The organism is Paraburkholderia sp. GAS33 (assembly GCF_050436645.1).
GTDB classification, from domain to species: Bacteria; Pseudomonadota; Gammaproteobacteria; order Burkholderiales; family Burkholderiaceae; genus Paraburkholderia; species Paraburkholderia phenazinium_B.
The window spans coordinates 179,564-202,867 of record NZ_JBNDMP010000008.1; the positions used below are offsets into that span (position 1 = coordinate 179,564).

Consider the following 23,304-nt stretch of genomic DNA (forward strand, 5'->3'; position numbering starts at 1 on the left):
GTTTCATTGCGCAAGCGCTTAATAAATTGCAAACCACCTCTACGTTTTTCCAAGTCCTGGAATTGTCATGCTCGGCCTAGTCCGCATTGCCCTTAGGCGACCCTACACTTTCGTCGTACTCGCGATCTTTATCCTGATCATCGGTCCGTTGTCGGCCGTCAAGACGCCGACCGACATCTTCCCCGACATCAGGATTCCGGTCATCAGCGTGGTGTGGCAATACACGGGCCTGCCGCCGGACCAGATGGTCGGCCGCATCACCTCGCCATTCGAACGCACGTTGACGACCACCGTGAACGACGTCCAGCATATCGAGGCGGAATCGGTCGCAGGCTTCGGGATCATTAAGATCTTCTTCCAGCCGGGCGTCAATATCAGTACGGCCAATGCGCAGGTGACCGCGGTTGCGCAAACGCAGTTGCGGCAGTTGCCGCCAGGCACCACGCCGCCGCTGATCCTGAACTACAACGCCTCGACGGTGCCGATCATCCAGCTAGCGCTGTCGGGTAAAGGACTGACCGAACAGAATCTCGGCGACCTCGGTTTGAACGCAGTGCGCCCGGTCCTCACTACCGTCGCAGGGGCCGCCATCCCCTACCCGTTCGGCGGCAAGACACGTGAAGTGCAGATCGACGTCGACCCGGCCGCGATGCAGGCGCGCGGCCTGTCTGCCCAGGACGTGGCCAATGCACTGGCTGGCCAGAATCTGATCACGCCGGTCGGCACGGAGAAAATCGGCGACTACGAATACACGCTGCAACTGAACGACGCGCCGTCGCAGATCAAGGCCTTGGGCGATCTGCCGATCAAGGCCGTCAACGGCACGACCGTCTATATACGCGATGTGGCGAACGTGCGCGACGGCAGCCCGCCGCAGACCAATATCGTGCACGTAAACGGCAAACGTTCGGTGCTGATGTCGGTGCTCAAGAACGGCTCGGTGTCGACGCTGGGGATCATCTCCGGCATCAAGGCACAGGTCGCCGCAGGCAAGGCCTCGTGGCCCGATAACCTGCAGATCGATGCGATCGGCGACCAGTCGATCTTCGTGCGCGCCGCCATCAGCGGCGTGGCGCGCGAAGGCGTGATTGCCGCCGTGCTGACGAGCCTGATGATTCTGCTGTTTCTCGGCAGCTGGCGCTCGACGATCATCATCGCCACCTCGATTCCGCTCGCCATTCTCGGTTCCATCGCCACCCTGTCCGCGCTCGGCGAGACGCTGAACATCATGACGCTGGGCGGCCTCGCACTCGCGGTGGGGATTCTCGTCGACGATGCGACCGTTACCATTGAAAACATCAACTGGCACCTCGAGCATGGCAAAGAGGTGGAGACCGCGATTCTCGACGGCGCCGCGCAGATCGTGACGCCCGCGTTCGTCTCGCTGCTCTGTATCTGCATTGTGTTCGTGCCGATGTTCTTCCTCGATGGTGTCGCACGCTTCCTGTTCGTGCCGATGGCCGAAGCGGTGATCTTCGCGATGATCTCGTCGTTCATCCTGTCGAGAACGCTGGTGCCGACCATGGCCAAGTACCTGCTCAAGCAGCACGTGCAAGGCGAACATGGCCATGAGGCAAAGAGTCCGGGTCCGCTCGGACGTTTCCAGCGCGGCTTCGAAGCGCGCTTCGAAAAGGTGCGTTCCGGTTATCACGGCCTGCTCGAACTCGCGCTGAACCATCGGCGTCCGTTCGTCATCGGCTTCCTCGGCTTTGTGCTGGTGTCGTTCGCGCTGGTGCCGTTTCTCGGCCGCAATTTTTTCCCGTCGGTGGATGCCGGACAGATCCTCATGCACGTGCGCGCGCCGGTCGGGGTTCGGGTCGAAAAGACTGCGCAGATCTTTGCCAATGTCGAAGGGGCCGTCCGCCAGATCATTCCGCCGGCTGACCTCGGCGCCGTGGTCGACAACATGGGTCTGCCGGTGAGCGGTATCAATACCGCCTACAACAACACCGGCACGGTCGGCTCGCAGGACGGCGACATCCAGATCGCGCTCAACGAAGGCCACGCGCCGACCGCCGAGTACGTCCGCCTCATGCGCGAGCGCTTGCCGCGCGAATTTCCCGGCGTGACGTTCTCGTTCCCGCCGGCCGACATCATCAGCCAGATTCTGAACTTCGGCTCGCCCGCACCTATCGATCTGCAGGTCCGAGGCAATAACCTGGACGCCAACTTCGCGTACGCGGACCATCTGCTGCGCCTCGTGCGCGACGTGCCGGGCGTGGTCGATGCGCGCATTGCGCAGTCGCATGCCAATCCGACCTTCAACGTCGACGTGGACCGTACGCGCGCGCAACTGGTCGGCATCAGCGAGAGCGACGTGACCAACAGCATGGTGGTGAACCTTGCCGGCTCGAGCCAGGTCGCGCCGACGTTCTGGTTGAACAACGCGAACGGGATTTCGTATCCGATCGTGATGCAGACGCCGCAATACAGCCTCGATTCGCTTGCCGCGCTACAAAACCTGCCGATCACCGCGCGCGGCGGCAGCACCTCGCAGATCCTCGGCGGCCTGGCGACGGTGCAACGCACCAGCACCAACGAAGTGGTCAGCCAGTACAACATCCAGCCGATGGTCGAGATCTTCGCGACCACCCAGGACCGCGATCTCGGCGCCGTGGCGGCCGACATCCAGAAGATCGTGCACGACAACGCCAGCACCTTGCCCAAGGGCTCGTCGGTCGCGCTGCTCGGTCAGGTGCAGACCATGAACAGCGCCTTCACCGGCATGCTGTTCGGGCTGCTGGGTGCGGTGGTGCTGATCTATCTGCTGATCGTCATCAACTTCCAGTCGTGGGCCGACCCGTTCGTGATCGTCACGGCATTGCCGGCCGCACTGGCCGGCATTGTCTGGATGCTGTTTGCGACCCACACCACGCTCTCGGTGCCCGCGCTAACCGGCGCCATCATGTGTATGGGGGTGGCCACGGCCAACTCGATTCTCGTGGTCAGTTTCTGCCGCGAACGTCTCGCCGAGCACGGCGATCCGTTCAAGGCCGCGCTCGAAGCGGGCTTCACGCGTTTCCGTCCGGTGCTGATGACCGCACTGTCGATGATCATCGGCATGGCGCCGATGGCACTCGCACTCGGCGAAGGCGGCGAACAGAACGCACCGCTTGGCCGCGCCGTGATCGGTGGGCTGCTGTTCGCTACCACCGCATCGCTGTTCCTCGTCCCCGTCATTTTTTGTATCGTGCACGCGCGCCCAGGGCGTGCGTCCAACCCGGCACCCGCCTCGGGAGATCCTGCTCATGTCGTCTGATTCCGCTTTCCCCGTTAATCCGCCCTCGCGCCGTCCGCTGCGCATAGCCGGCGTGGTCGCGCTGCTGGTTGCGCTCGGCATTGTCGCCGCCGGTCTCGTGCTGAGAGCCGACGACGCTCACAAGCTGAAGACCTGGACCGATGCCCAGGCCGTACCGAGCGTGAGCGTCATCCAGCCGATCCGCGATGCCAACGGTCCGTCGCTGCAACTGCCCTCGCGCCTCGAAGCGTTTACCCGGGCGCCGATTTTCGCGCAGGTAAGCGGGTATCTGAAATCGTGGAATGTGGATATCGGCACACGCGTCAAAGCTGGCCAGCAACTCGCCGAAATCGAAACGCCCGAACTCGATCAGCAGTTGCTGCAGGCGCGCGCGGATCTGCAGAGCGCGCAGGCGAATGCCGTAGTCGCTGGCACTACTGCAAAGCGCTGGGAAGCACTGCGCGGCACGGATTCCGTTGCGCAGCAGGACGTCGATCAACGCACGGCCGACTACACGGCGAAGGCCGCGATTGTCGCCGCGGCGAAGGCCAACGTCGATCGCCTCGTCGCCACCAAGGCCTTCGCGCGCATCGTGGCGCCGTTCGACGGCGTGGTGACCGCGCGCGATACCGACGTCGGCGCACTGATCAATGCAGGCAGCGGCGGCGTGGGCCAGGAGCTGTTCGAGGTTTCCGAAGTCAAGCAGTTGCGCGTGTACGTGCAGGTGCCGCAGAACTATGCACCGGCCATCCACAACGGCACCACCGCAACGCTGACCGTTCCCGAGTATCCGGACCAGCAGTTCACCGCGCACGTGATCGCCGCGGCGGACTCGGTCAACTCGAATTCCGGCACGACGCTGGTTCAGCTGCTGGTGGACAATGCCGACGGCAAGCTGCTGCCGGGCGGCTTCGCCAGCCTCAAGTTCACCTTGCCGGTTGCCTCGGACGCGGTACGCGTGCCGGCCAGCGCAGTGGTCTTCGACAGCCGCGGCGTGGTGATCGCCACGCTCGACCAGGACAATCACGTGCACTTCAAGCCGGTGAAGATCGCCCGCGATCTGGGCGACTCCGTGGAAATCGGTTCAGGTCTCGCTGCGACCGATCGCATCATCGATACCCCGCCCGACGGCCTCAGCGACGGCGACAGCGTGCAGGTCGTAACGGTTGCGGACAAGAAGGCGACAGCACATGGTTAAGGTTCGACGCAGCGTCCGGCTTCCCGCGCTTCCTCCAATGCGTCTTCCGGCGGTACTGGCGAGCGTCGCCGCGCTCGCCGCCTGCTCGCTCGCGCCGAAGTACGATGTTCCGGCCACCCCGGTCGCCGCGCAGTACAAGACGTATGGCCCCTGGACGAGTGCGCAGCCCGCCGACCAGATAGACCGCAACGGCTGGTGGAAGATGTACGACGACACGCAGCTCGACGATCTGGAAACGCGCCTGCTCGCCAACAACACGGATTTGCGCGCGGCCTACGCACACTACGCGCAGGCGCAGGCATTCGTGGCGCAAGTCGAGTCCGGGCTGTACCCGACCGTGAGCGCGAACGCCGTACCGTTGCGCGAACGCCAGTCCGACACCGCACCGTTGCGCGGCAACGGGCCCGCCGACTACAACTCCGTGACGCTCGGTGCGCAGGTCAACTACAACCTCGATCTGTGGGGCCGCGTGCGCGACTCCGTGCTGGCCGGCAAGGACGAGGCGCAAGCAACCAAGGCCGATCTGGCGTCGGTGAAGCTGAGCCTCGAGGTCGAACTGGCGGACAGCTATATCCGCCTGCGTGGTCTCGACCAGCAAACCGACCTGCTGAACGCGACCGAGACGGCCTTCGCGAAGGCCCTGCAACTCACGCAGACCTTGCACAGCCACGGCATCGTCTCGGGTCTGGACGTTTCGCGCGCGCAGACGCAGTTGTCCTCGGCACAGTCGCAGTTGTCGCAGAACCTTGCGCAGCGCGCGCTGATGGAGCATGCGATCGCGGTGCTGGTGGGCACCTCCGCGGCCGAATTCAGCCTGCCACAACAGACCGCCGCCATCGCATTGCCGGCGATTCCGACCGACCTGCCCTCCACACTGCTGCAACGGCGCCCTGACGTGGCCGCAGCGGAACGCCGGGTCGCCGAAGCCAACGCAAAAATTGGCGTCGCGCGTGCCGCTTACTTCCCGAACATCGGGCTGACCTTGCAAGGCGGTGTGCAAAGCGCCGCCTACTCGGGACTGGTTAGTGCACCGAATCTGTTCTGGGCCATCGGGCCGCAGCTCGTGCAATACGTCTTCGACGGCGGCTTGCGCCGTGCGCAACTGGATGCCGCCAAGGCCGCCACCGAAGAGGCCGGCGACCGTTATCGCGGCGTAGTGCTGACCGCCTTCCAGCAGGTCGAGGACAACCTGGCGCTGCTGTCGTATCTGGGAACGGCGCTTGGCCAGCAACGGGACGCCGCGGCCGCCGCGCAGACCTCAGTGGACCTCGCGCTGCAACAGTACAAACAGGGCACCGTGGGCTACCTCGACGTGGTGCAGGCGCAGACGGTTCAACTCGACGCACAGCGCAGCGTGCTCGACATCCAGACGCGCCAGCTAAGCGCCAACGTGCAACTGCTCGATGCGCTCGGCGGCGGGTGGTCGAGCGATGAACTCGCTCAGGTGGCGGCTACGCCGGAACTCGTCGCAACGACAGGGCAACCCGGCAAAACGCAGTAAAAACTGCGGACCAACGGCAGCCCTTGCTGCTCCGATGCCGCGTCGCCCGCTGTGATCAGCCCCGATCCCGCTCGATAGCCTGCGCTTCAGCAGCCAGGCTGTCGATCAGCGCCGCGATCGGCTGCCGGTTCATCGCCGCCAGCCTGACGAGAATGCCGATCTCGCGCGCGAGCGGCCTGCCCGGCAGGGGAATCACCATGATCCCCGCAGTGTGCGCCACGGGGACCAGTTCGCCCGGAATGATCGAACATCCCAATCCTTCGCTCACCATCTTCAGGATTGCGGCCGGTTCATCCACTTCCATGCTGTCCATAGTCCACAAACCTTGACGCTTCAGAAACTGGTCCACCAGATGGCCGCCGTGCGAACGGCGGTCATAGCGGATGAAGGGCCGTTCGCGAAAGAGCTTGGCCAGGTCGTCCGGCGAACCTTCTGGCGCCACGCCCACGTAGCGTTCCTGTATCAACGGAAGCCACTTAAGGTCAGCGGGCAAGCCAAGCCGGGGCTTGACCATCACCGCGACATCCAGTTCGTGCGAGTCGATCCGCGTCAGCAACTGGATCGACGTGCCGGGGATGATATTGATCTGCGCCACCGGTTGCTCCTGCCGGAAGCGCAGCAGCGCCTTCGGCAGGAAGCTGTGTTGAACCGTGGCGATCGCCCCCAGGCTGACAGGCCCTCTTCCCGCACTACGCGGGTTCTGCTTCAGGCCCTCGAACGATTCAAGAATGTGCGCCGCCTGTTCGAGCACTTCGCGGCCCTCATCGCTAAGCGTGACCGACTTGCCCGTGCGATCGAACAGCGCATAGCCCAACTCCTCCTCGAGGCGCCGGATCTGCGTGCTGACAGCCGATTGCGTCAGGCCAAGCTGGTTGCCGGCCGCCGAAAACGATTCGGTTTCCGCCGCAACGACGAAGGTTCGGAGATAGCGAATCATGTATCGAACTTTTCCATGCTCAGGTCAAAAATTCTCGGTTTCATATCGAACTTCTAGTTGCCTATACTAACCCGGCATCGGGCCGTCCGCTATCAAGCCGACCGCTCCATCGTTGCCCCTCTTTTGGAGTCGAATTTTGGATCTGGGAATTGCTGGAAAGACCGCGCTCGTGTTCGGCGCGGCAGGAGGATTGGGCAGCAGCATTGCGCGAGCGCTTGCCGCTGAAGGCGCCCGTATCGCCGTCGCCGATATCAATGCAGACGCGTTGTCGCAAACCGTGGCGGACATCGAGGCGGCAGGCGCCACGGCACTGCCCCTGCAATGGGACCTGTCCGACCTGAGTGTCATCGAGAGCCGGATGCAGGCCATTGACGACACCTTTGGCGGTGTCGACATTCTCGTCAACAACACAGGCGGACCGCCGCCCACGCCGGCGGCCGGACAGTCTGTGGAGTTGTGGAGCAAAAGCTTCGAATCGATGGTGCTGTCGGTGATCGCGATCACCGACAAGGTGTTGCCAGGCATGCGTCATCGCAAATGGGGGCGCGTGATCACCAGTACTTCGTCCGGCGTAGTTGCGCCGATTGCCGGGCTTGGTATTTCGAATGCGCTGCGCATGTCGCTGGTGGGCTGGTCCAAGACGCTGGCACGCGAAGTGGGCCGCGATGGCATCACCACGAACATCGTGCTGCCGGGCCGTATCGCCACGCCGCGCATCACCTTCCTCGACGAGCAGAAAGCGAAGCGCGAAGGCCGAAGCGTCGACGAAGTGAGCGCCGAGAGCGTCGCAACGATCCCCGTTGGACGTTACGGCGATCCCCGCGAATATGCCGCGGTAGTGACGTTTCTCGCGAGCGTGCAAGCCGCTTACGTCACCGGTTCGGTGATTCGCGTCGATGGCGGCCTGATCGCCAGTATCTAACCCGCCTCACGAGCCTGATTACGGATTAATTTTTCATGACTACCGAAACACTCCCTCTGCATCCCGACATTGCCAGCGCCTTAGCCGGCATCACCACCGCGACCCTGTCGACGGTTCTGCTGGAAAAAGGCATACGCAAGATCTGGATGCGCGGTCCCGCACCGCTGACCGGCAACCAGCAGCGCCAGGTGGGACGGGCGTTCACGCTGCGTTTCGTGCCGGCGCGCGAAGACCTCGCGACACCCGCGTCGTGGGCCTCGCCGATTTCGACGCGTGCTGCCATTGAAGCGATGCCGGCGGGGTGCATTACCGTGGTCGACGCAATGGGCGTCACGGATGCGGGAATCTTTGGCGACATCCTGTGCGCCCGGATGCACAAGCGCGGGGTCGCAGCGCTGATCACGGATGGCGTGGTGCGCGACGTGGTCGGCGTGGTCGACACTGGTCTGCCGGTCTGGTGTCGCGGCACGGCGGCCCCCGCGTCGGTGGCCGCGCTGACCTTTGTCGGCTGGCAAGACCCGGTCGCTTGCGGCGGCGTAGCGGTATTTCCCAATGACGTCGTGGTGGCCGATACCGACGGCGCCGTTCTGATTCCCGCGGCATTGCTCGAAGAAGTGGTCGAACTCGCCGCGCGCAAGGAACGCTTTGAGGAATGGGTGCTGCAAGAGGTCAACAGCGGCGCCGCACTACCCGGCCTCTATCCGCCCAACGCCGAAACGAAGGCCCGTTACGAAGCGGAAATTGCCAGATCGAGCGGACAGTGACACGCTGAGATTCAATTAATGGCGCTCTATAGGAATCCTCAATAGAGGCAATCGAAACATCCAACTATACCTGCGCTGGGGACCTCGGAAATAATGAATCTCCCCCGTCTCCAGTGCAAGATATCCCATGCCGTGCATCACCCCCTCGAAGCGGTCCGCCCGCCCGCATGACCGGCAAGGTCACCCGCTCCGTCGCATCGTCAATGTGCTTTCGTACGCCGTCTCGCCGCATGCGGATTCAACGCGCAAGACATCTGCAGTATCCGTTCGCGCGTTTGCTGCAATCACGCTAGTCGCAGGCCTGAATCTGCTCGGTGCCTCACGCGCCTTCGCAGCATCTTCGCCTGCTTCCGATCCCCACAGCGGCCTCGTAGCGACATGTGCCGCGTGCCACGGCACCGCGGGAGAAGGCTCGCCGGCATCTGCAATCCCCAGACTCGCAGGACAGAACGCCGACTACATGGCGCACGCGTTAGCGATGTTCAAGGATGGCACCCGTGCAAGCCCGGTCATGCAAGCCGTCGCGCACAATCTGTCCGACAGCGACATGCACGACCTGGCCCAATACTTTGCTACACAGAAGCCACCGCTCGCGCATGCCGCGGAGCCTCCACAAGCCGCGCAGGCGGAAGCTGGACGGCAACTCGCGCAAATGGGTGGCGGCACTGGCCTCGCCGCCTGTTTCTCTTGCCACGCAGCCGGTGGAACCGGCAATGGCGCGCGCTTTCCCAGCATTGCGGGTCAGCCTGCGAGTTTCACAGTCGCGCGTTTGCATGAGTTTCAGGCGCGCGCGAAGAGCGGCGCCGCCAAGCCTGGGTCAATGACTGCGGTCGCGGCGCATTTGACTGATGCGCAGATCGAAGCCGCAGCTGCGTATCTGTCGACGCTGCCTCGTTAAGCGCAGGTCAATCGCGCAATCAATACGCGTGCAGCACATTGATGACGCGGCTCGCGAGCAGCGAGCGAGTCTTGCCCGCATATTCGGCCATGTGCGGCGCGGCCGCGTGCGCCTTCAACGCTTCCGCGCTTTCCCATCGTTCGACGACAGCAAACGTGTCGTTGCCGAGCGGTGTCTGAAATCCGCCGAAGTCGGGGACGTCGACGACCGCCTCGTAACTGATGCATCCCGCTTCCGCCAGCACCGCCGGACGGTTCGCGTTAAAGAGTGCCAGCACGGCTTCACGCTGGCCGGGGTGGGCGGTGATCGTAGCAAAGACATGGATCATGTGGGTAGTCTCCTGGAGGGTTTCGGCGCCGATCGCCGCATCAAATCATAGCCGCGATTGGGGAGATTTGCCGGCACACGTGCATCTTGCAGAGTGCCTTGGTATCGATTTGCCCCGCCCGTCTTACGCGGGACTTTTTTATTTCCGACTAGTGGTAGTCTCAATGTTGAGTCCCACTACCCTGCGCGGATCGATATGAATACACCGTGGACCACCGCCGACATTGCATCGCAGGCCGGCAAACGCATTCTCATCACTGGAGCGAACAGCGGGATCGGCTACCACGCAGCATTGATGCTGGCTCGCAAAGGTGCGCAGGTGATATTGGCATGCCGCGACCAACAGCGCGGTGAGGATGCGTTAGCCCGTCTGAACGCCGACGCACCCGGAGCGCACGCCGAACTGGCGCTTGTCGATCTCGCCAGCCTCGCGTCAGTGCATCAGTTCGCGCAGCAGGAACTCGCCGCGCAACGCCCGCTTCATATTCTCGTCAACAACGCGGGCGTCATGGCGCCGCCGAAGCGCCTCGAAACCGCCGACGGTTTCGAGCTGCAGTTTGGCACCAACGTGCTTGGCCACTTCGCGTTGACCGCGCTCCTGATGCCCGCGCTGGAACAGGCCGCGACCGGATCGTCCGACCGGCCGCGTGTGGTCACGATCGCTTCGATCGCACACAAACAAGGCCAGATCGACTTCAACGACCTGCAATCCACGAGGCAGTATTCGCCGATGCAAGCCTACCGGCAGTCCAAGCTCGCGGATCTGATGTTTGCTTTTGAACTCGACCGTCGTTTGCGCGCAGCAAACTCGCGCGTGATGTCAGTCGCCGCTCATCCCGGCGTCGCGAAGACGAATCTGTTTCGCGGTGGCGATCGCTCCGCCATCTCGAGAGCGGCGCGAGACCTCCTGGGGGTTGTCATCGGCGCCATGTTCAACACCGATGATGCAGGCGCCCTGCCCACTCTCTATGCGGCCACTGCAGCCAATGTCCGCGACGGCGGCTACTATGGTCCGCAAGGATGGCTGGAGGCACGCGGCAGCAGCGTCGGCGAAGCGAACGTTGCCGCCCAGGCAGGCAATACCGCCAACGCCGCGCGCTTGTGGCAGGTGTGCGAGGATCTCACCCACACTCGCTTCACCCTCTAGTACCCCTACCCCAAGTCATGCCTTTGGCAGCGCATCGGCAAGGGAAATAATGCAATGGTATGGTGGTGCGTCATTCAAGACAGCACCCCGGACGCCTGACGCCAGGCGTTTTCATCAGAACCCGATGATGCGTTGGATTTGCACCGCAAATCCGCATCACTTCAATCAGTGTCCGCAAGGGACAAACAATACTATGTTGGTAGAGAGCAATCTGCCGGCGGGCATGCCCGCGCCGGAGAACGGTGATTCGTCGTCTTTACGCCAATGGCTTTCCGTCGGGGCCGTAGCGCTGGGTGCATTTGCCTTCGTCACCACGGAGTTTCTGCCGGTCGGTTTATTGCCGCACGTCGCCAAAGAACTGGACGTCCTGCCGGGCACCGCTGGACTGATGGTCACCGTACCTGGTGTCATTGCTGCTGTCTCCGCGCCAGGGCTCATGCTGGGAGCGGGACGTATGGACCGCCGTCATGTCTTCCTGTTGCTAACGGGACTGTTGCTGGCGTCCAATCTGTTATCGGCCTTCGCACCCAATTTCGCCGTCATGCTGATAGGTCGCGCGCTGCTGGGGGCCGCATTGGGAGGCTTCTGGACGTTGGCGATTGCCGCTGCTGGGCGGCTCGTACAGCCCAAAGATGCGGCCAGGGCAACCGCGATGATATTGACCGGCGTGACGTGCGCTACGGTGATTGGCGTGCCTCTTGGTACGTTGATCGCCGGCTTCTCATCCTGGCGCTTTTCCTTCATGGCCACCGGTGTGCTGGTTGCTGTCGCGTTCGTCGCGCAACTGTTGCTGGTACCGTCCTTGCCATCGAGTGCGGCGCTGCGGTTTGCCGACCTGGTCTCGCTGATACGGCGCCCTTATCCGCGTAGAAGCATGCTGATGGTGGCGCTCGTGTTCGGCGCTCACTTCTGTTCTTATACCTACATCACGCCGTTTCTGCTGCATAACGCCAGTTTCAGCATGTCGACCATTACCTGGTTGCTGCTGGGGTTCGGCATCATTGGCTTCTTCTCCAACTTCATCGTTTCGAGCACGGTCAACCGAAGTCTGAAGGCATCTCTCGCGACCATGGTGTCGCTGTTGATGTTCGCACTTTTGTCGATGCCTTTGCTAAGGCACTCGCAACTGGCGATCACGGTTGACGTGCTCGCCTGGGGAATTTCATTCGGCGCGCTGCCGCTTTGTTTCAGCGTGTGGATTCAGCGCGCGACCCCCGATCTGCCGGAGGCGGGCTCGGCGCTATTTGTCAGCATCATTCAGGTCGCCATCGCGGTGGGTTCTCTGGTGGGTGGGACCATCGTTGACTCGGTCGGTGTCCCCGACGATTTCCTGCTTGGCAGTGCGCTCGCCCTGCTCGGTCTGGCCGCGCTTGCAAGCTTTGGGCGAAGCACCGCCGATGCCGGCAACGATTGCATCGCAAGTCAGGCGACGCCTGAATGATCCCGCATCGCTGTTCAAGCTTGATCTGAATGGCGCGAACCCCTTTGCGCACAACTGTTTTGCGTAACGGGTAACTTTCGCAATGCTTCGCCAACCCCTACTCTGCTTTGCTTTAGCGCGGTGCATGCCTGGCAATTCGGTCGGAGCATCTATACCTGTCAATGGCATTACTCGGTTCAAGGAAACAGCATGGTACGGGCTAACGGGATACTCGCGTCAGACGCAGCATCTTCGGCCATGGATGACGATTCGATATACGAAAAGGTGACGCGGCGTATCGTACCGTTGCTGTTCATGTGCTACGTGGTTGCCTATCTCGACCGCGTCAACGTCGGCTTTGCGAAGATCCAGATGCTCGCGGATCTGAAGTTTAGCGAAACGGTTTATGGGCTGGGCGCCGGAATCTTCTTTCTCGGATATTTCCTTTTCGAGGTGCCGAGCAACATACTGTTGCATCGCGTCGGGGCGCGACTCTGGATTGCGCGTGTGATGATCACGTGGTCCATCGTCTCGGCAGTGACCCTGTTCGTCAAAACGCCGACGATGTTCTACGCGCTGCGCTTCGTGTTGGGTCTCGCTGAAGCGGGTCTGTTCCCTGGCGTGATCCTGTATTTGACGTACTGGTACCCGGCGCGCCGGCGTGCAAACATTCTCGCGCTATTCATCACCGGAATTCCCATTGCTGGAGTGGTGGGTGCTCCGCTGTCCGGCTGGATCATGAATTCAGTTTCCGGCGCACACAATCTGGCCGGCTGGCAGTGGCTGTTCCTGATAGAAGCAATTCCATCACTGGTGATGGGGATTGTCGTGCTTCTCTTTCTGGATAACAACGTCGAGAGCGCACGCTGGCTCAGCGCTAATGAAAAAGCGCTGCTTGCGCGCAACCTGGCAGACGACCGCCAGGGCGTACGGTCGCACAGGACGCGCGACGGTTTCACCAACCCGCGTGTCTGGTTGATGTGCATGCTGTATTTTTTCAACATGATGGGCCTATACGGTGTGGGTTTCTATTTGCCGACGCTGATCAGGAACACCGGCGTCAGCAATCCACTCAGTGTGGGGCTGCTTACGGCGCTGCCCTATGCCGTTGCGGTGGTTGCCATGCTGCTCGTGAGCCGCCACTCCGATGCACACCAGGAACGGCGTTGGCATATCACGATCCCGGCATTGGCAGGCACGCTAGGCTGGATCGCAAGCGCCGTATTCATGCACGAGGCAATGCTCGCCACAATCGCACTTACGGTAGCGACGGCAGCTGTGTTAGTCACCATGACACAGTTCTGGGTGCTGCCGACCGCAATGCTGACCGGTGCCGCGGCCGCTTCAGGAATCGCAGTGATCAATTCGGTGGGCAATCTTGCCGGGTTTGTCAGTCCGTACCTGATCGGCGGGATCATCGACGCGACCCATTCGACGCTACTGGCCGTGATCTCACTCGCGATCAGCATGTTTTTAGTGGGCGCGCTTGCCCTGACGCTGCCCAAGCGGATGGTCAACCGTTAAGCGCCAGAACAGACGGTTCGATAAAAACGCGTACCCCCGGGCAGCACAGTCAGCCGTGAAGCCGCTAGCAGGCACGCAGCCCACTTAGCCGACATCACACGCTTCTCGCCACGATCGTTTCATTGTCCTAATCACATAGGATTACTTAGCGTTGTTGGTCGACGCCCATTTTCCCCTCGAAACGAAGACGGCTGAGGGCTACACGGCGCTCATTCTCAGCGCCTACGACAATCGTGGCGCACGGTGCGAACGTCAACCACGTCGATGCGCGCGGAGGGACCGCGCTGCAAATGGCCCTCGCGCAACACAACACGTCTGCAGCGGACGCACTACGCCAGGCGGGCGCGATACAATGAGCGCACTTGCCGTCCCGGAGCGCGTCGCGTGGCGCAGTGCCAGCGGACCATGCCCGTTTCATTGAGCCACGCAATGGCGTGCGAACCGGGCCTGTTCCAGCAAGTTCGATTTGCACCCCAAAAAATGGACTATTTTTCAGCGGTACACGCTTTCGTCCGTGCGGCGGAACTGCAGAGCTTCAGCAAAGCTGCGCGTGAAATGACGGTCAAGACCTCGACCATCTCGCGGTATGTGAGCGACCTCGAAAAGGATCTCGGCATCGCCCTCTTCAATCGCTCGACACGGGGTCTGGTGCTGACAGAGGGCGGCAGGGTATTTCGTGAGCGCGCGATCCTGGCACTCGAAGCACTCGACGACGCCCGGCAGGCCACGTCGTCCTTGAATAGCACGCCGCAGGGCCTGCTGCGCGTGACGATGCCATCCGCATTCGGGCGGCGGCATGTCGTGCCGCACCTGCCAGCATTCATGACCCGGTACCCGGACATTGACCTCGACCTCGTGCTGACCGGCGAGACCCTGAACATGATCGATGCCGGGATTGACTTAGCCATTCGCATCGGCGTCTTGTCCGATTCTTCATTAATGGCCAGACGTCTCGCACCCCATCGGCGGATCGTCTGCGGCAGTCCGAAATATTTCGATCGAAACGGTATGCCGTCCGTCCCTGCTGATCTTGAGGCTCACGAATCACTCCGCCTGTCGCTGCCACCCGCTGACAAGTGGTTTCTCACCCGCACGGGAAGTCCCAAAGCTGCCCTGGAGCAGACACTCGTCGGATTGAAAGGCCGGTTGCGCGGAAACGACTCCGAGGCTGTGCTCGACCTCGCGCTTTCGGGATGCGGTATCGCCCTCCTGCCGACCTGGCTCGCGGGCACAGCCGTACGCGAAGGGAGGCTGATCCACGCCCTCCCCGAATGGGAAGCACGCACAGGCAAGGCCGAACCGGCTATCTGGGCGGTCTATCCGCCGAAGAAGATCGTCTCGTCGAAGGTGCGCTCGTTTGTCGACTTCTATGCAGAGGCGATCGGCGAGCCCCCGTACTGGGACGACGGACTCGCACTGGAGCTTCAGCCTTAACGCGCAAAGCGGATGTCGAGCGTGCGCAGCCAGGTCTGCAAGCCGGCATCCTGGATCGGAATCACATAAGCGTTTTCGTTCGTTTCATTGAAATGCGCATGCCAGTATCCCGGCGGCGTGACGAACGCCATCCCGGCTTCCCAATCGACGCGGGTCGGATCCACGATATTGCCGTTCTCGTCCAGTTCGGTACCCACAAGCGTATAGACGCCCGGGGCGCCCCCAGCGATGAAGTCAAGTGCGATCGACTGGTGGCGGTGCGGCTTCTGAATCGAGTTGGGTGGAACTATGCCGAACATGGCCCATAGCACGTGCGTGACCGTTCGCGTTTGCGGGAAGTTGACATTGCCCATCAGCACGCTGATGCGGTTGCGGCGCCCCGCATTGGCTTCTTCCGCGACCTTGCGCAATTCTGCCTGCGCCTGGGCGGCCGGATAGAGCGTCGGCGCAAAGCGCGCCTGGACGCCGGTCGTACCCAGATAGGTGAGCAGCGGCGCGTCGTTGACGTAATAGAGCGTGGCCGTCGCGTTGGCGGACAGCACAGCATCATCGCCGCCCGGCAGGGTAAAGAAATCGCCTTGCGCGAACGGGAAGCGGGTCTCGCCCTGCGTCACGCTGCCGGCCCCGCTGATGACATAGCAAAGCTGCGACGTGGCGTTCGGGGCGAGCGTCAATGCGTCTCTTGCGTTGATGCGCAGGAAATTAACGCTCAAGCCTGGACCGGTCGCGGGGCTGGGGCAACCCAGTTCCGCGGAGAGGTCGAGCGGCACAATCCGAGTGGCGCCCTCTGCGTACAGCGAAGGCGAAAAATTGCGGAATGGCACGCGCGAGATGAGCTTCGCGCCGATCGGATTGGCTGATGACGTGTACTCGAAGTACTCGGCGTCCTGGTTCGCGGTCGCGGTTTCGACAGAGTCCGGTGAGAGCGTTCTGGTCAACATGGTCTGCTCCTGAAAGTGAGGGAAGCTTCGCGCAGGTCCGATCGAAGCGATGTGACGTGCGTTCGAGAGCTGATCTGACTATAGGTGCGGAGCATTGGCGGCAGAAGTGCCCCGCATCGATATCACCTTTGCACAAATGGGTGTGTTCTGCGTCCGCGGTACACGGCAGAAACGGGGAGCCCAATCGCGGGCCGGCACTTCCCCTTTTTTAGAAACGATCTTTTGTGCATCGGGATCTTCATCCCCTGCTTGGGATCCTTTAATGTGATTGGTCATCTATCGGAGTTGACGAATCGGCTTGCCCTGTTCGTCCCGCGACACTCATGACCTCCGCGACAAATCGCTACTCAAGGAAAAGCTCTTCATGGAACCCATCGACCTGAACCGCCGCCTGATTCTGCTAACGTCCATGGTCAGCGCATTCGCACCTGAGATGGCGCATGCCAGTCCGATCGACGCCCATGAGACATTCGTACTGCCGCGAGAACAGATCACTTTCAAGCCTTGGACAGCCGGCCCGCCACACAGCGGCGAGATGGCGCCGCTCTACGGCGATGTCAACAAACCTGGCTTGTATCTCGTGATGATGAAATGGAATCCTGGTTGGTTCAGCGCACCGCATTCGTACGCGACCGATCGGATCCAGGTCGTAGTGTCAGGCACCTGGTGGGTCAACAGCGGTCCTGATTTCGCACCTCAAGACGCGGTGCCGGTCCCGGCTGGTGGCTTTGTCAAACGTGCCGCGCGCACGCCGCACTACGATGGCGTGCCGCGGCATGTGAAAAAGCCGGTCGTCGTCGCGGTGTTCGGGATGGGTCCGGTTGACCTGCAACTTTCAGATCCGGACAAGCCTGCATGGCGCCGGGTCTGATCGGCGCTTCGCAGGCTTGTCCGGCGGCCTCACGCGCCGGGCTGCTGCTTGTTCAAGCCCGCGTCGGACAACGCGCACAGTGCGACCGCGGACCAGTCGCTCTCCGCACCGAGACCTTGCGACCGTAACGTGAGGAATCGGTCGTGGACGAGGCTGGCAAGCGGCAGGGGGACCCCAAGCGACTCGGCGGCCGCCAGCATCAGCCGGTTGTCTTTCTGACCAAGAGGCAACGCAAAGCCGGGCGGCTGGAAGCGCTGCGATGCAATCAGCGGGCCGTAGATCTTGTACGGCGCTGCGTTGAAATTTGCACTGGTCAGCAATTCAACGAGATGCATCGGGTCAAGGCCTGCCTTGCCCGCTACCGCGCACGCTTCGCCCAGCGTTTCGATGATCACGGACAGCATGAAATTGCCGATCAGCTTGACGAGGTTCGCTTGAGAAGGATCCGAGCCGACGATGCCGACCGACTGCCCAAGGCCTTCAAGAAGCGGAACGGCGACCTTGAGATGCTCGTCGGCGCCCGCGGCCATGATAAAGAGTTTGCGTGCCGCGGCGGCGTCGGGTCGGCCAAAAACGGGCGCCGACACGAAGCCCAGACCTGCTTCGCGATACTTCGTTGCGTGGTCCTGCGCCGTTGCGACACTGATCGTGCTCATCGAGATGTGTACCCCGCCCGGCTTCAGCGTCGTGGCGATACCCGCTTCGCCGAACGTCACGGCTGTGTGCGCAGCATCGTCGGCCACCATCGTAAACACGACGTCGGCCGACCGTGCTGCACCCGCGGGACTGGCCGCAACCCTTGCGCCCGCTTCGCGCAACCGTTCAGCGCGTGCCGGGGTACGGTTGAAAACATGTACTTCATGTCCTGACTCGATGAGGTTCGCTGCGATTGCGGCGCCCATGGAGCCAAGGCCAATAAATCCGATCTTCATAGTGACATTCCAAAGTAATGCGCCAGACGGACACGGGCCTGCTCAGACCGCAAGTTGATAGACTCGACGGCTGACCTCGGGCGTCACATCGCCGCGTTCGCCCAACGCCGTCATCCCGTGTTCTTCCAGTTTCACGATCAGCTTGGCGACGGTCTGGCCGCCAATCTTGTAATCACGCAGGCGGGTACCGACGGTCATTCTCTCGAAGAACACGCGGGTCGCTGTGATCGCCGCGCTGATGCGTTCTTCCTCGCTGCCTTCGGTGATGTTCCATACACGCTCGGCATACTGCAGCAACTTCGCGCGTTTCTGCTCCTTGCGCACGGTCAGCATCGCCGGAAGCACGATTGCCAGCGTTTGCGCATGATCGAGGCCATGCAGCGCGGTAATCTCGTGACCGAGCATGTGCGTCGCCCAATCCTGCGGCACACCGGCCCCGATCAAGCCGTTCAACGCCAGCGTCGCGGTCCACATCAGGTTGGCGCGCACGGCATAGTTATTCGGCTCGGCCAGTGCTTGTGGACCCACTTCAGTCAACGTGAGCAACAAGCCCTCGGCAAAACGATCCTGCACCTTTGCATCGACCGGATAGGTCAGGTATTGCTCGACGATATGCACGAACGCGTCGACCACACCGTTGGCGATTTGCCGGACTGGCAGCGAATAGGTCGTCGTCGGATCCAGCACCGAAAATACCGGATACGTCGCTTCACTGCGAAACGGCAACTTGTCGCCTTTCGCGCGGTGGCTGATCACACCGCCATTGTTCATTTCAGAGCCGGTCGCGGGCAGCGTCAGAACACTACCGAACGGCATCGCCTCATGCACTTCGACCTGCCTCGCCAGGATGTCCCACGGCTCGCCATTGAACTTCAGCGCGGCTGCGATGAATTTGGTGCCATCAATCACGGAGCCGCCCCCGACAGCCAGCAGAAAGTCGATGTTCCGTTCGCGTGCGACAGCAACCGCTTGCATCAAGGTTTCGTAAGTGGGATTGGGTTCGATACCTTCGAATACGAACGAGGCACGCTCCCCGAGCGCCGCCTGCACTTGCGCGAGCACACCATTGCTCTTGATGCTGCCGCCGCCACAAGTGATCAGCACGCGCGCTTCGCGCGGTACATGGGCATCAAGCGCAGCAATCTGGCCTTCGCCGAAAATAATGCGGGTGGGGTTATGAAACGTAAAATTTTGCATTGGATCTCTGTTCCTTACATTGATACGGCTTTCGCCGGCTCGACCGAGTTCTCTCTCAAGTTTCATGCGCAACAGGCTTCGTCACGCGCTGACTTTCAGATATCTTCCAGGTGAGTCACAAAAGGTCGAATATGTGCGTCATCGGGATTCACATACACAACATCGGTCGGTACACGACGCGGAGCGTCCACTGTAAAAAAGACCGCTGGCGACTCCAGTATTTCCGTTATTGCGTGTACGGTGTTCCGCTCGAAGGTGACCAGCTGGCCCGCAGTAAGGACGCGAGGCGCCTCGTCCTCGATCGCAAAGGTGACCTTCCCGGTCAGGAGGTACAGATGCTCTTCGCACGTTTCGTGGTAATGGCGAGGGATCGGATAATAAACACGAAAAAGTCTTGAGCTCGCGGATGGTTCGTCGGTGAGATAGGTGTCGACGATTGTGCTATCTGCCTCGTCAGGGAATTGGCTGATAATTTTTTGAAGGTCAAAGAATTTAAACAATTTGCACTCCAGAACAGGATAGAAACAGGCGGCACACCACAGCCCCTGCGCTAAATGACCATGCTTCCTGCGGCGTCAACTGTCCGTTGGGCTTGTGGTAGCCAGTTTCGCCGACGCTTTCCGACAATCATCCTGCGCCGCGATGGAGCATGTCGGGCCCGCTGACCGCCCAACGCTCTTTCCTGCTCGTCCATTACGATGTTCCCGCCTCTTAGATTCGTTGTACCAATTATCGATACTCAAATCTTGCCATGAGGTGAGCAGCGGCAAAATGACCGCCTTCGCAAATGACATTTGCGGAAATGAGGCAGGGCCTCGGATATGCGTTAGTTCATGCCGCGAGTGCGCGCTGAGGCGGCGTCATGAATTCCAGACCAACGGGATCGCGAGCAACTCGCCACCAGTCGGTGTTGCTTCACATACGGTAAGGCCTCGCCGTTGATCTGCGGCAACGACCGCTCAGGCAGCCTTCGTCTGCGTATCTTCCGCAGTGGCCGCCCCTCGCCGGCCGATGACCAGCAGCATTGCCAGCACGCCGACCAGATCGACCGCCGCGCCGAGCACGAAGCCGCTGCTGTAACCGCCGAAGTACTGGACCGCCAGACCCATCATGGTCGGACCGACGATGCCCGAAATATTGCTCATCAGGTGAACAAAGCCGCTTACGCCGCCCAGATGCCTGCCTGGCACAAGCTCGTGCATGGTGGCCCAGCACGCTTGCGACGAAGCCGTCAGGAACAGCACGGCGGACGCTACGAGCAGTACTGCGGGGATCACGGAATCGACCGCGCTAACACCGAGCAGAGCGAGACCCGACAGCGCGAGCGGCACAGTCGCCGAGAGCTTGCGCGCCAGCAGCTTGTTGCTCATACGCTTGAAACACGCATCGGCAAGCAGGCCGCCGCCAAAGTAGCCGATCCCGCCGCATGCCCACGGCACCGCGCTCAGGATACTCATGTGCTTCATGTCCAGATGCAGCGCGTTGGTGAAATAGCTCGGCATCCACGAGATGAACACGAACAGCGTGTAGTTCACCGCGAACAGGCCGACGCCAAGTGCGAGCGTGCTCGGACGAAACAGGTAGCTGCGCAACGGCGTGCTTTCGTCTCCGCCCTCTGCCGGATGCGCCGCGCCGCGGCTCGCTTCGACCATCTCGCGTTCGGCCGCGCCAACCCGCGCGCTTTGCGCCGGCTTGTCGGTCGCGAATATGCGCCATGCGACGATCCACGTCAGCCCGAGCGCCGCGATGATCACAAACGACGTACGCCAACCGTAAGCGATGGCAATCAGCCCGACCACCGGCCCGGCGATCGCACTGCCTACCGTCTGGCCCGAAAACGTAAAGCCGACCATGGTTGCGGTCTCATGCCGGGGAAACCAGTTGGTGATGGTCCGGTTGGTCGTCGAATTCATTGGACCTTCGCCGAAGCCGAACAGCGCCCGGGAAATGAGCAGCGTGCCGAAGCCGGTCGCGGCTGCGGTCAATCCGCAGAGAATCGACCACGTCCCCATCGCCCAGGAGAAAACGCGGCGCGGTCCGTACTTGTCGGCGAGTTGACCGCCGACAAATGCAAAGATGGAATAGCCGAAGAAGAAACTGCTGAACACCACGCCGAGTTGCGACGGAGAAAGGCCCAGCTGCTTGTTGATGATAGGTGCGACCACACCAAGCGCGGCGCGGTCCATGTAATTGATCGCACCCGCAATAAACAGCAGCAAGGCGACAACGTAGCGATACTTCCCAGTCTTCATGTTGTCTCTATTCCGTATAAGTCGGGGTGACGGATTTTGTTATCTGGCACTTCTAACGAATGCCATGGAGGTACGACTTGTTGGCAGGCCTGGCAGGAAGCCGATTGAAAAACTCAACTCATGATGCCGATCTGCCACGGCACGAATTCGTGGTCGCCTAGCCCGAGCATTTCGCTCTTTGTTCGCTCGCCCGACGCGGCGGCAAGAATCGCGTCCAAGATTTTCTGGCCCGTGCTGCGAATCGACGCAACACCATCCAGAATCCCGCCGCAGTTCAGATCCATGTCTTCGGTGAGACGGTCGTACATCGGCGTGTTGGTGGCGAGCTTCAGCGAGGGCACGGGCTTGGCGCCGAACATCGAACCGCGGCCTGTAGTGAAGGCAATCAGATTCGCGCCGCCAGCAATCTGACCCGTCGCCGAGACGGGGTCGAAACCAGGTGTGTCCATGAAAACGAGTCCAGCCTGCTTCACCCGCTCGGCGTATCGATACACTTCCATCAGCGGGCCAGTGCCGCCTTTCATCGCGGATCCAATCGACTTTTCGAAGATGTTCGCGAGTCCGCCCACCTGATTGCCAGGGCTGACCTGGCCGTTGATCTGAACGTCTCGACCGACCGAATACTCGTCTTTCCACCAACGGATCCGCGCAACCAGCTTTTCGCCCACTTCGCGGCTGACCGCGCGCCGCGTGAGCGTATGTTCCACGCCGTAGATTTCAGGTGTTTCGGAGAGGATGGCCGTGCCGCCATGACGGACCAGCAGGTCCATCGCTGCGCCCAGCGAAGGATTGGCCGTGATCGACGAAAAGCCGTCCGAGCCGCCGCATTGCAGGCCGATCTTCAGGTGGCTCGCGGGAACCGTCGTGCGCTTCACGCGATTCGCGTCGGGCAGCAGGGCCTGGACCGCAGCCACGCCGGCCTCGATGGTCCGGCGGGTGCCGCCATTCTCCTGCATGATGAAGGTGTGCAGCCGCGAATCAACCTTCAGCTCTTCCTGATCCATCAGTCCGGCCAGCTGATTGCGCTCGCATCCCAGCCCGACGATCAACGCCGCGGCGAGATTGGGATGCCGCGCGTAACCCGCCATCGTTCGACGCAGCAACGCCATCGGCTCGCCGCTCATCTCCATGCCGCAGCCGATCGAGTGAGTGAACGCGACCACGCCGTCGACATTGGGGTAGTCCGCCAGCCGTTCCGGCGTGAACCATTCGGCGATCCGGTGTGCGACCGTCGCCGAGCAATTGACTGTCGACAACACGCCGATGTAGTTGCGCGTGGCAACCTCGCCGTTGTCACGCACGATGCCCTGGAACGTGGCGCGTTGCGCTTCGGGCACCATCTCCACGGGCTGATAGTCCGCGCCGAATGCGTAGTCCCGGTCGAACTCGCGGAACTCGACGTTATGGCTATGCACCATCGTGCCGGGCACAATATCCATCGCGGCAAAACCGATTACCACGTTGTATTTGCGAACCGGCTCGCCTTTTTTGATGGGCTTCGCTGCGATCTTGTAGCCCGCGCTCACCTGGCTGCGGCAAACAAAGTCTTCGGCTGGAACCGGCGTACCGATTGCCACGTCGATGCGCGCAATTACCACGTTGTCGGCGGGATGCAAGCGGATCACTGGCCCGCTCACGTTTTTGCTCATCGCCTCAGTCATCGGACACTGCCTTCTAAAAAATTTGCGCTCAGCGGCCGGACACGGGCGATACAAGTAATCGCTTTCTTTAAAGGGCCGCTACGAACGATGCTTCGCTGCTTGATATCCTTGGGTATCAGGCATCTTAGGGCACTTCACTT

20 protein-coding genes are annotated in these 23,304 nt (G+C 61.5%); 12 read left to right on the plus strand and 8 right to left on the minus strand.

Going from position 1 to position 23,304, the window contains the following annotated elements:
- Window positions 1–67 precede the first annotated feature (67 nt).
- From P3T24_RS24050 to P3T24_RS24060, 3 genes are read left to right on the plus strand one after another with little or no spacing between them, the layout of a single operon-like run.
- Window positions 68–3,259: an efflux RND transporter permease subunit gene (locus P3T24_RS24050; RefSeq protein ID WP_074268077.1), complete on the plus strand. Its 3,192-nt coding sequence runs from the start codon at window positions 68–70 to the stop codon at window positions 3,257–3,259.
- Window positions 3,249–4,436 carry an efflux RND transporter periplasmic adaptor subunit gene (locus tag P3T24_RS24055; protein ID WP_429438473.1) on the plus strand — a complete coding sequence of 396 codons (1,188 nt, stop codon included), beginning with the start codon at window positions 3,249–3,251 and terminating at the stop codon, window positions 4,434–4,436. The genes P3T24_RS24050 and P3T24_RS24055 overlap by 11 nt, the downstream gene beginning before the upstream one ends.
- Window positions 4,429–5,937, plus strand: coding sequence for an efflux transporter outer membrane subunit (locus tag P3T24_RS24060; protein ID WP_429438475.1), 1,509 nt, complete (start codon window positions 4,429–4,431; stop codon window positions 5,935–5,937). Before P3T24_RS24055 ends, P3T24_RS24060 begins: the two co-directional genes overlap by 8 nt.
- Before the next feature lie 55 nt (window positions 5,938–5,992).
- Here P3T24_RS24060 and P3T24_RS24065 read toward each other — a convergent pair whose 3' ends face one another.
- Window positions 5,993–6,874 (minus strand): LysR family transcriptional regulator, encoded by an 882-nt coding sequence (locus P3T24_RS24065; RefSeq protein ID WP_429438477.1) that lies wholly within the window; start codon window positions 6,872–6,874, stop codon window positions 5,993–5,995.
- A 136-nt stretch (window positions 6,875–7,010) separates the two neighbouring features.
- Here P3T24_RS24065 and P3T24_RS24070 point away from each other — a divergent pair, with 136 nt between their 5' ends.
- From P3T24_RS24070 to P3T24_RS24080, 3 genes are all read left to right on the plus strand, one after another.
- A complete protein-coding gene (locus P3T24_RS24070) occupies window positions 7,011–7,796 on the plus strand; it encodes an SDR family oxidoreductase (protein WP_429438479.1) in 786 nt (261 codons plus the stop codon).
- Window positions 7,797–7,831: 35 nt separating this feature from the next.
- On the plus strand, window positions 7,832–8,560 hold the full coding sequence (locus tag P3T24_RS24075; protein WP_429438482.1) for a ribonuclease activity regulator RraA: 729 nt from the start codon (window positions 7,832–7,834) through the stop codon (window positions 8,558–8,560).
- A gap of 127 nt (window positions 8,561–8,687) precedes the next feature.
- Window positions 8,688–9,458 carry a c-type cytochrome gene (locus tag P3T24_RS24080; protein WP_429438485.1) on the plus strand — a complete coding sequence of 257 codons (771 nt, stop codon included), beginning with the start codon at window positions 8,688–8,690 and terminating at the stop codon, window positions 9,456–9,458.
- A gap of 19 nt (window positions 9,459–9,477) precedes the next feature.
- Here the strand turns inward: P3T24_RS24080 and P3T24_RS24085 are convergent, their stop codons facing one another.
- Window positions 9,478–9,786, minus strand: coding sequence for a putative quinol monooxygenase (locus P3T24_RS24085; protein ID WP_074268071.1), 309 nt, complete (start codon window positions 9,784–9,786; stop codon window positions 9,478–9,480).
- A 195-nt stretch (window positions 9,787–9,981) separates the two neighbouring features.
- Between P3T24_RS24085 and P3T24_RS24090 the strand changes: the two genes are divergently transcribed.
- From P3T24_RS24090 to P3T24_RS24110, 5 genes are all read left to right on the plus strand, one after another.
- Entirely contained in the window at window positions 9,982–10,932 is a 951-nt protein-coding gene (locus P3T24_RS24090) for an oxidoreductase (RefSeq protein WP_429438488.1), read from the plus strand.
- Between the two features lie 193 nt (window positions 10,933–11,125).
- Window positions 11,126–12,373, plus strand: a complete 1,248-nt coding sequence (locus P3T24_RS24095; RefSeq protein ID WP_074269386.1) for an MFS transporter — start codon at window positions 11,126–11,128, stop codon at window positions 12,371–12,373.
- Window positions 12,374–12,610: 237 nt separating this feature from the next.
- Window positions 12,611–13,876: an MFS transporter gene (locus tag P3T24_RS24100; RefSeq protein WP_429438491.1), complete on the plus strand. Its 1,266-nt coding sequence runs from the start codon at window positions 12,611–12,613 to the stop codon at window positions 13,874–13,876.
- A 233-nt stretch (window positions 13,877–14,109) separates the two neighbouring features.
- Complete coding sequence (locus P3T24_RS24105; protein WP_254369005.1) at window positions 14,110–14,232, plus strand: ankyrin repeat domain-containing protein; 123 nt, start codon at window positions 14,110–14,112, stop codon at window positions 14,230–14,232.
- Window positions 14,233–14,356: 124 nt separating this feature from the next.
- Window positions 14,357–15,310, plus strand: coding sequence for a LysR family transcriptional regulator (locus P3T24_RS24110; protein WP_074269385.1), 954 nt, complete (start codon window positions 14,357–14,359; stop codon window positions 15,308–15,310).
- On the opposite strand, the gene P3T24_RS24115 is transcribed toward P3T24_RS24110, so the two are convergent.
- Window positions 15,307–16,251 carry a cupin gene (locus P3T24_RS24115; RefSeq protein ID WP_429438494.1) on the minus strand — a complete coding sequence of 315 codons (945 nt, stop codon included), beginning with the start codon at window positions 16,249–16,251 and terminating at the stop codon, window positions 15,307–15,309. The two genes, P3T24_RS24110 and P3T24_RS24115, sit on opposite strands and share 4 nt — an antisense overlap.
- 364 nt (window positions 16,252–16,615) lie before the next feature.
- On the opposite strand from P3T24_RS24115, the gene P3T24_RS24120 reads away from it, so the two are divergent.
- Complete coding sequence (locus P3T24_RS24120) at window positions 16,616–17,122, plus strand: hypothetical protein (RefSeq protein ID WP_429438496.1); 507 nt, start codon at window positions 16,616–16,618, stop codon at window positions 17,120–17,122.
- Window positions 17,123–17,151: 29 nt separating this feature from the next.
- On the opposite strand, the gene P3T24_RS24125 is transcribed toward P3T24_RS24120, so the two are convergent.
- The 5 genes from P3T24_RS24125 to P3T24_RS24145 all read right to left on the minus strand — a co-directional run bounded on the left by P3T24_RS24125 (window position 17,152) and on the right by P3T24_RS24145 (window position 23,152).
- A complete protein-coding gene (locus tag P3T24_RS24125) occupies window positions 17,152–18,054 on the minus strand; it encodes an NAD(P)-dependent oxidoreductase (protein WP_074268066.1) in 903 nt (300 codons plus the stop codon).
- Window positions 18,055–18,096: 42 nt separating this feature from the next.
- Complete coding sequence (gene yqhD, locus P3T24_RS24130; protein ID WP_429438499.1) at window positions 18,097–19,251, minus strand: alcohol dehydrogenase; 1,155 nt, start codon at window positions 19,249–19,251, stop codon at window positions 18,097–18,099.
- Between the two features lie 95 nt (window positions 19,252–19,346).
- Entirely contained in the window at window positions 19,347–19,751 is a 405-nt protein-coding gene (locus tag P3T24_RS24135; protein WP_429438502.1) for a cupin domain-containing protein, read from the minus strand.
- Window positions 19,752–20,210: 459 nt separating this feature from the next.
- Window positions 20,211–21,503 carry an MFS transporter gene (locus P3T24_RS24140; RefSeq protein ID WP_429409750.1) on the minus strand — a complete coding sequence of 431 codons (1,293 nt, stop codon included), beginning with the start codon at window positions 21,501–21,503 and terminating at the stop codon, window positions 20,211–20,213.
- Between the two features lie 113 nt (window positions 21,504–21,616).
- Window positions 21,617–23,152: a UxaA family hydrolase gene (locus P3T24_RS24145; protein ID WP_429409751.1), complete on the minus strand. Its 1,536-nt coding sequence runs from the start codon at window positions 23,150–23,152 to the stop codon at window positions 21,617–21,619.
- Window positions 23,153–23,304: the final 152 nt, after the last annotated feature.

Coding starts and splice junctions, on each gene's coding strand:
- P3T24_RS24075 (WP_429438482.1), top strand. CDS start 7,832: ATGACTACCGAAACACTCCCTCTGCATCCCGACATTGCCAGCGCCTTA.
- P3T24_RS24145 (WP_429409751.1), bottom strand. CDS start 23,152: ATGAGCAAAAACGTGAGCGGGCCAGTGATCCGCTTGCATCCCGCCGAC.
- yqhD (WP_429438499.1), bottom strand. CDS start 19,251: ATGCAAAATTTTACGTTTCATAACCCCACCCGCATTATTTTCGGCGAA.
- P3T24_RS24110 (WP_074269385.1), top strand. CDS start 14,357: ATGGACTATTTTTCAGCGGTACACGCTTTCGTCCGTGCGGCGGAACTG.
- P3T24_RS24085 (WP_074268071.1), bottom strand. CDS start 9,786: ATGATCCATGTCTTTGCTACGATCACCGCCCACCCCGGCCAGCGTGAA.
- P3T24_RS24100 (WP_429438491.1), top strand. CDS start 12,611: ATGGATGACGATTCGATATACGAAAAGGTGACGCGGCGTATCGTACCG.
- P3T24_RS24080 (WP_429438485.1), top strand. CDS start 8,688: ATGCCGTGCATCACCCCCTCGAAGCGGTCCGCCCGCCCGCATGACCGG.
- P3T24_RS24065 (WP_429438477.1), bottom strand. CDS start 6,874: ATGATTCGCTATCTCCGAACCTTCGTCGTTGCGGCGGAAACCGAATCG.
- P3T24_RS24055 (WP_429438473.1), top strand. CDS start 3,249: ATGTCGTCTGATTCCGCTTTCCCCGTTAATCCGCCCTCGCGCCGTCCG.
- P3T24_RS24120 (WP_429438496.1), top strand. CDS start 16,616: ATGGAACCCATCGACCTGAACCGCCGCCTGATTCTGCTAACGTCCATG.
- P3T24_RS24095 (WP_074269386.1), top strand. CDS start 11,126: ATGTTGGTAGAGAGCAATCTGCCGGCGGGCATGCCCGCGCCGGAGAAC.
- P3T24_RS24140 (WP_429409750.1), bottom strand. CDS start 21,503: ATGAAGACTGGGAAGTATCGCTACGTTGTCGCCTTGCTGCTGTTTATT.
- P3T24_RS24090 (WP_429438488.1), top strand. CDS start 9,982: ATGAATACACCGTGGACCACCGCCGACATTGCATCGCAGGCCGGCAAA.
- P3T24_RS24050 (WP_074268077.1), top strand. CDS start 68: ATGCTCGGCCTAGTCCGCATTGCCCTTAGGCGACCCTACACTTTCGTC.
- P3T24_RS24125 (WP_074268066.1), bottom strand. CDS start 18,054: ATGAAGATCGGATTTATTGGCCTTGGCTCCATGGGCGCCGCAATCGCA.
- P3T24_RS24115 (WP_429438494.1), bottom strand. CDS start 16,251: ATGTTGACCAGAACGCTCTCACCGGACTCTGTCGAAACCGCGACCGCG.
- P3T24_RS24060 (WP_429438475.1), top strand. CDS start 4,429: ATGGTTAAGGTTCGACGCAGCGTCCGGCTTCCCGCGCTTCCTCCAATG.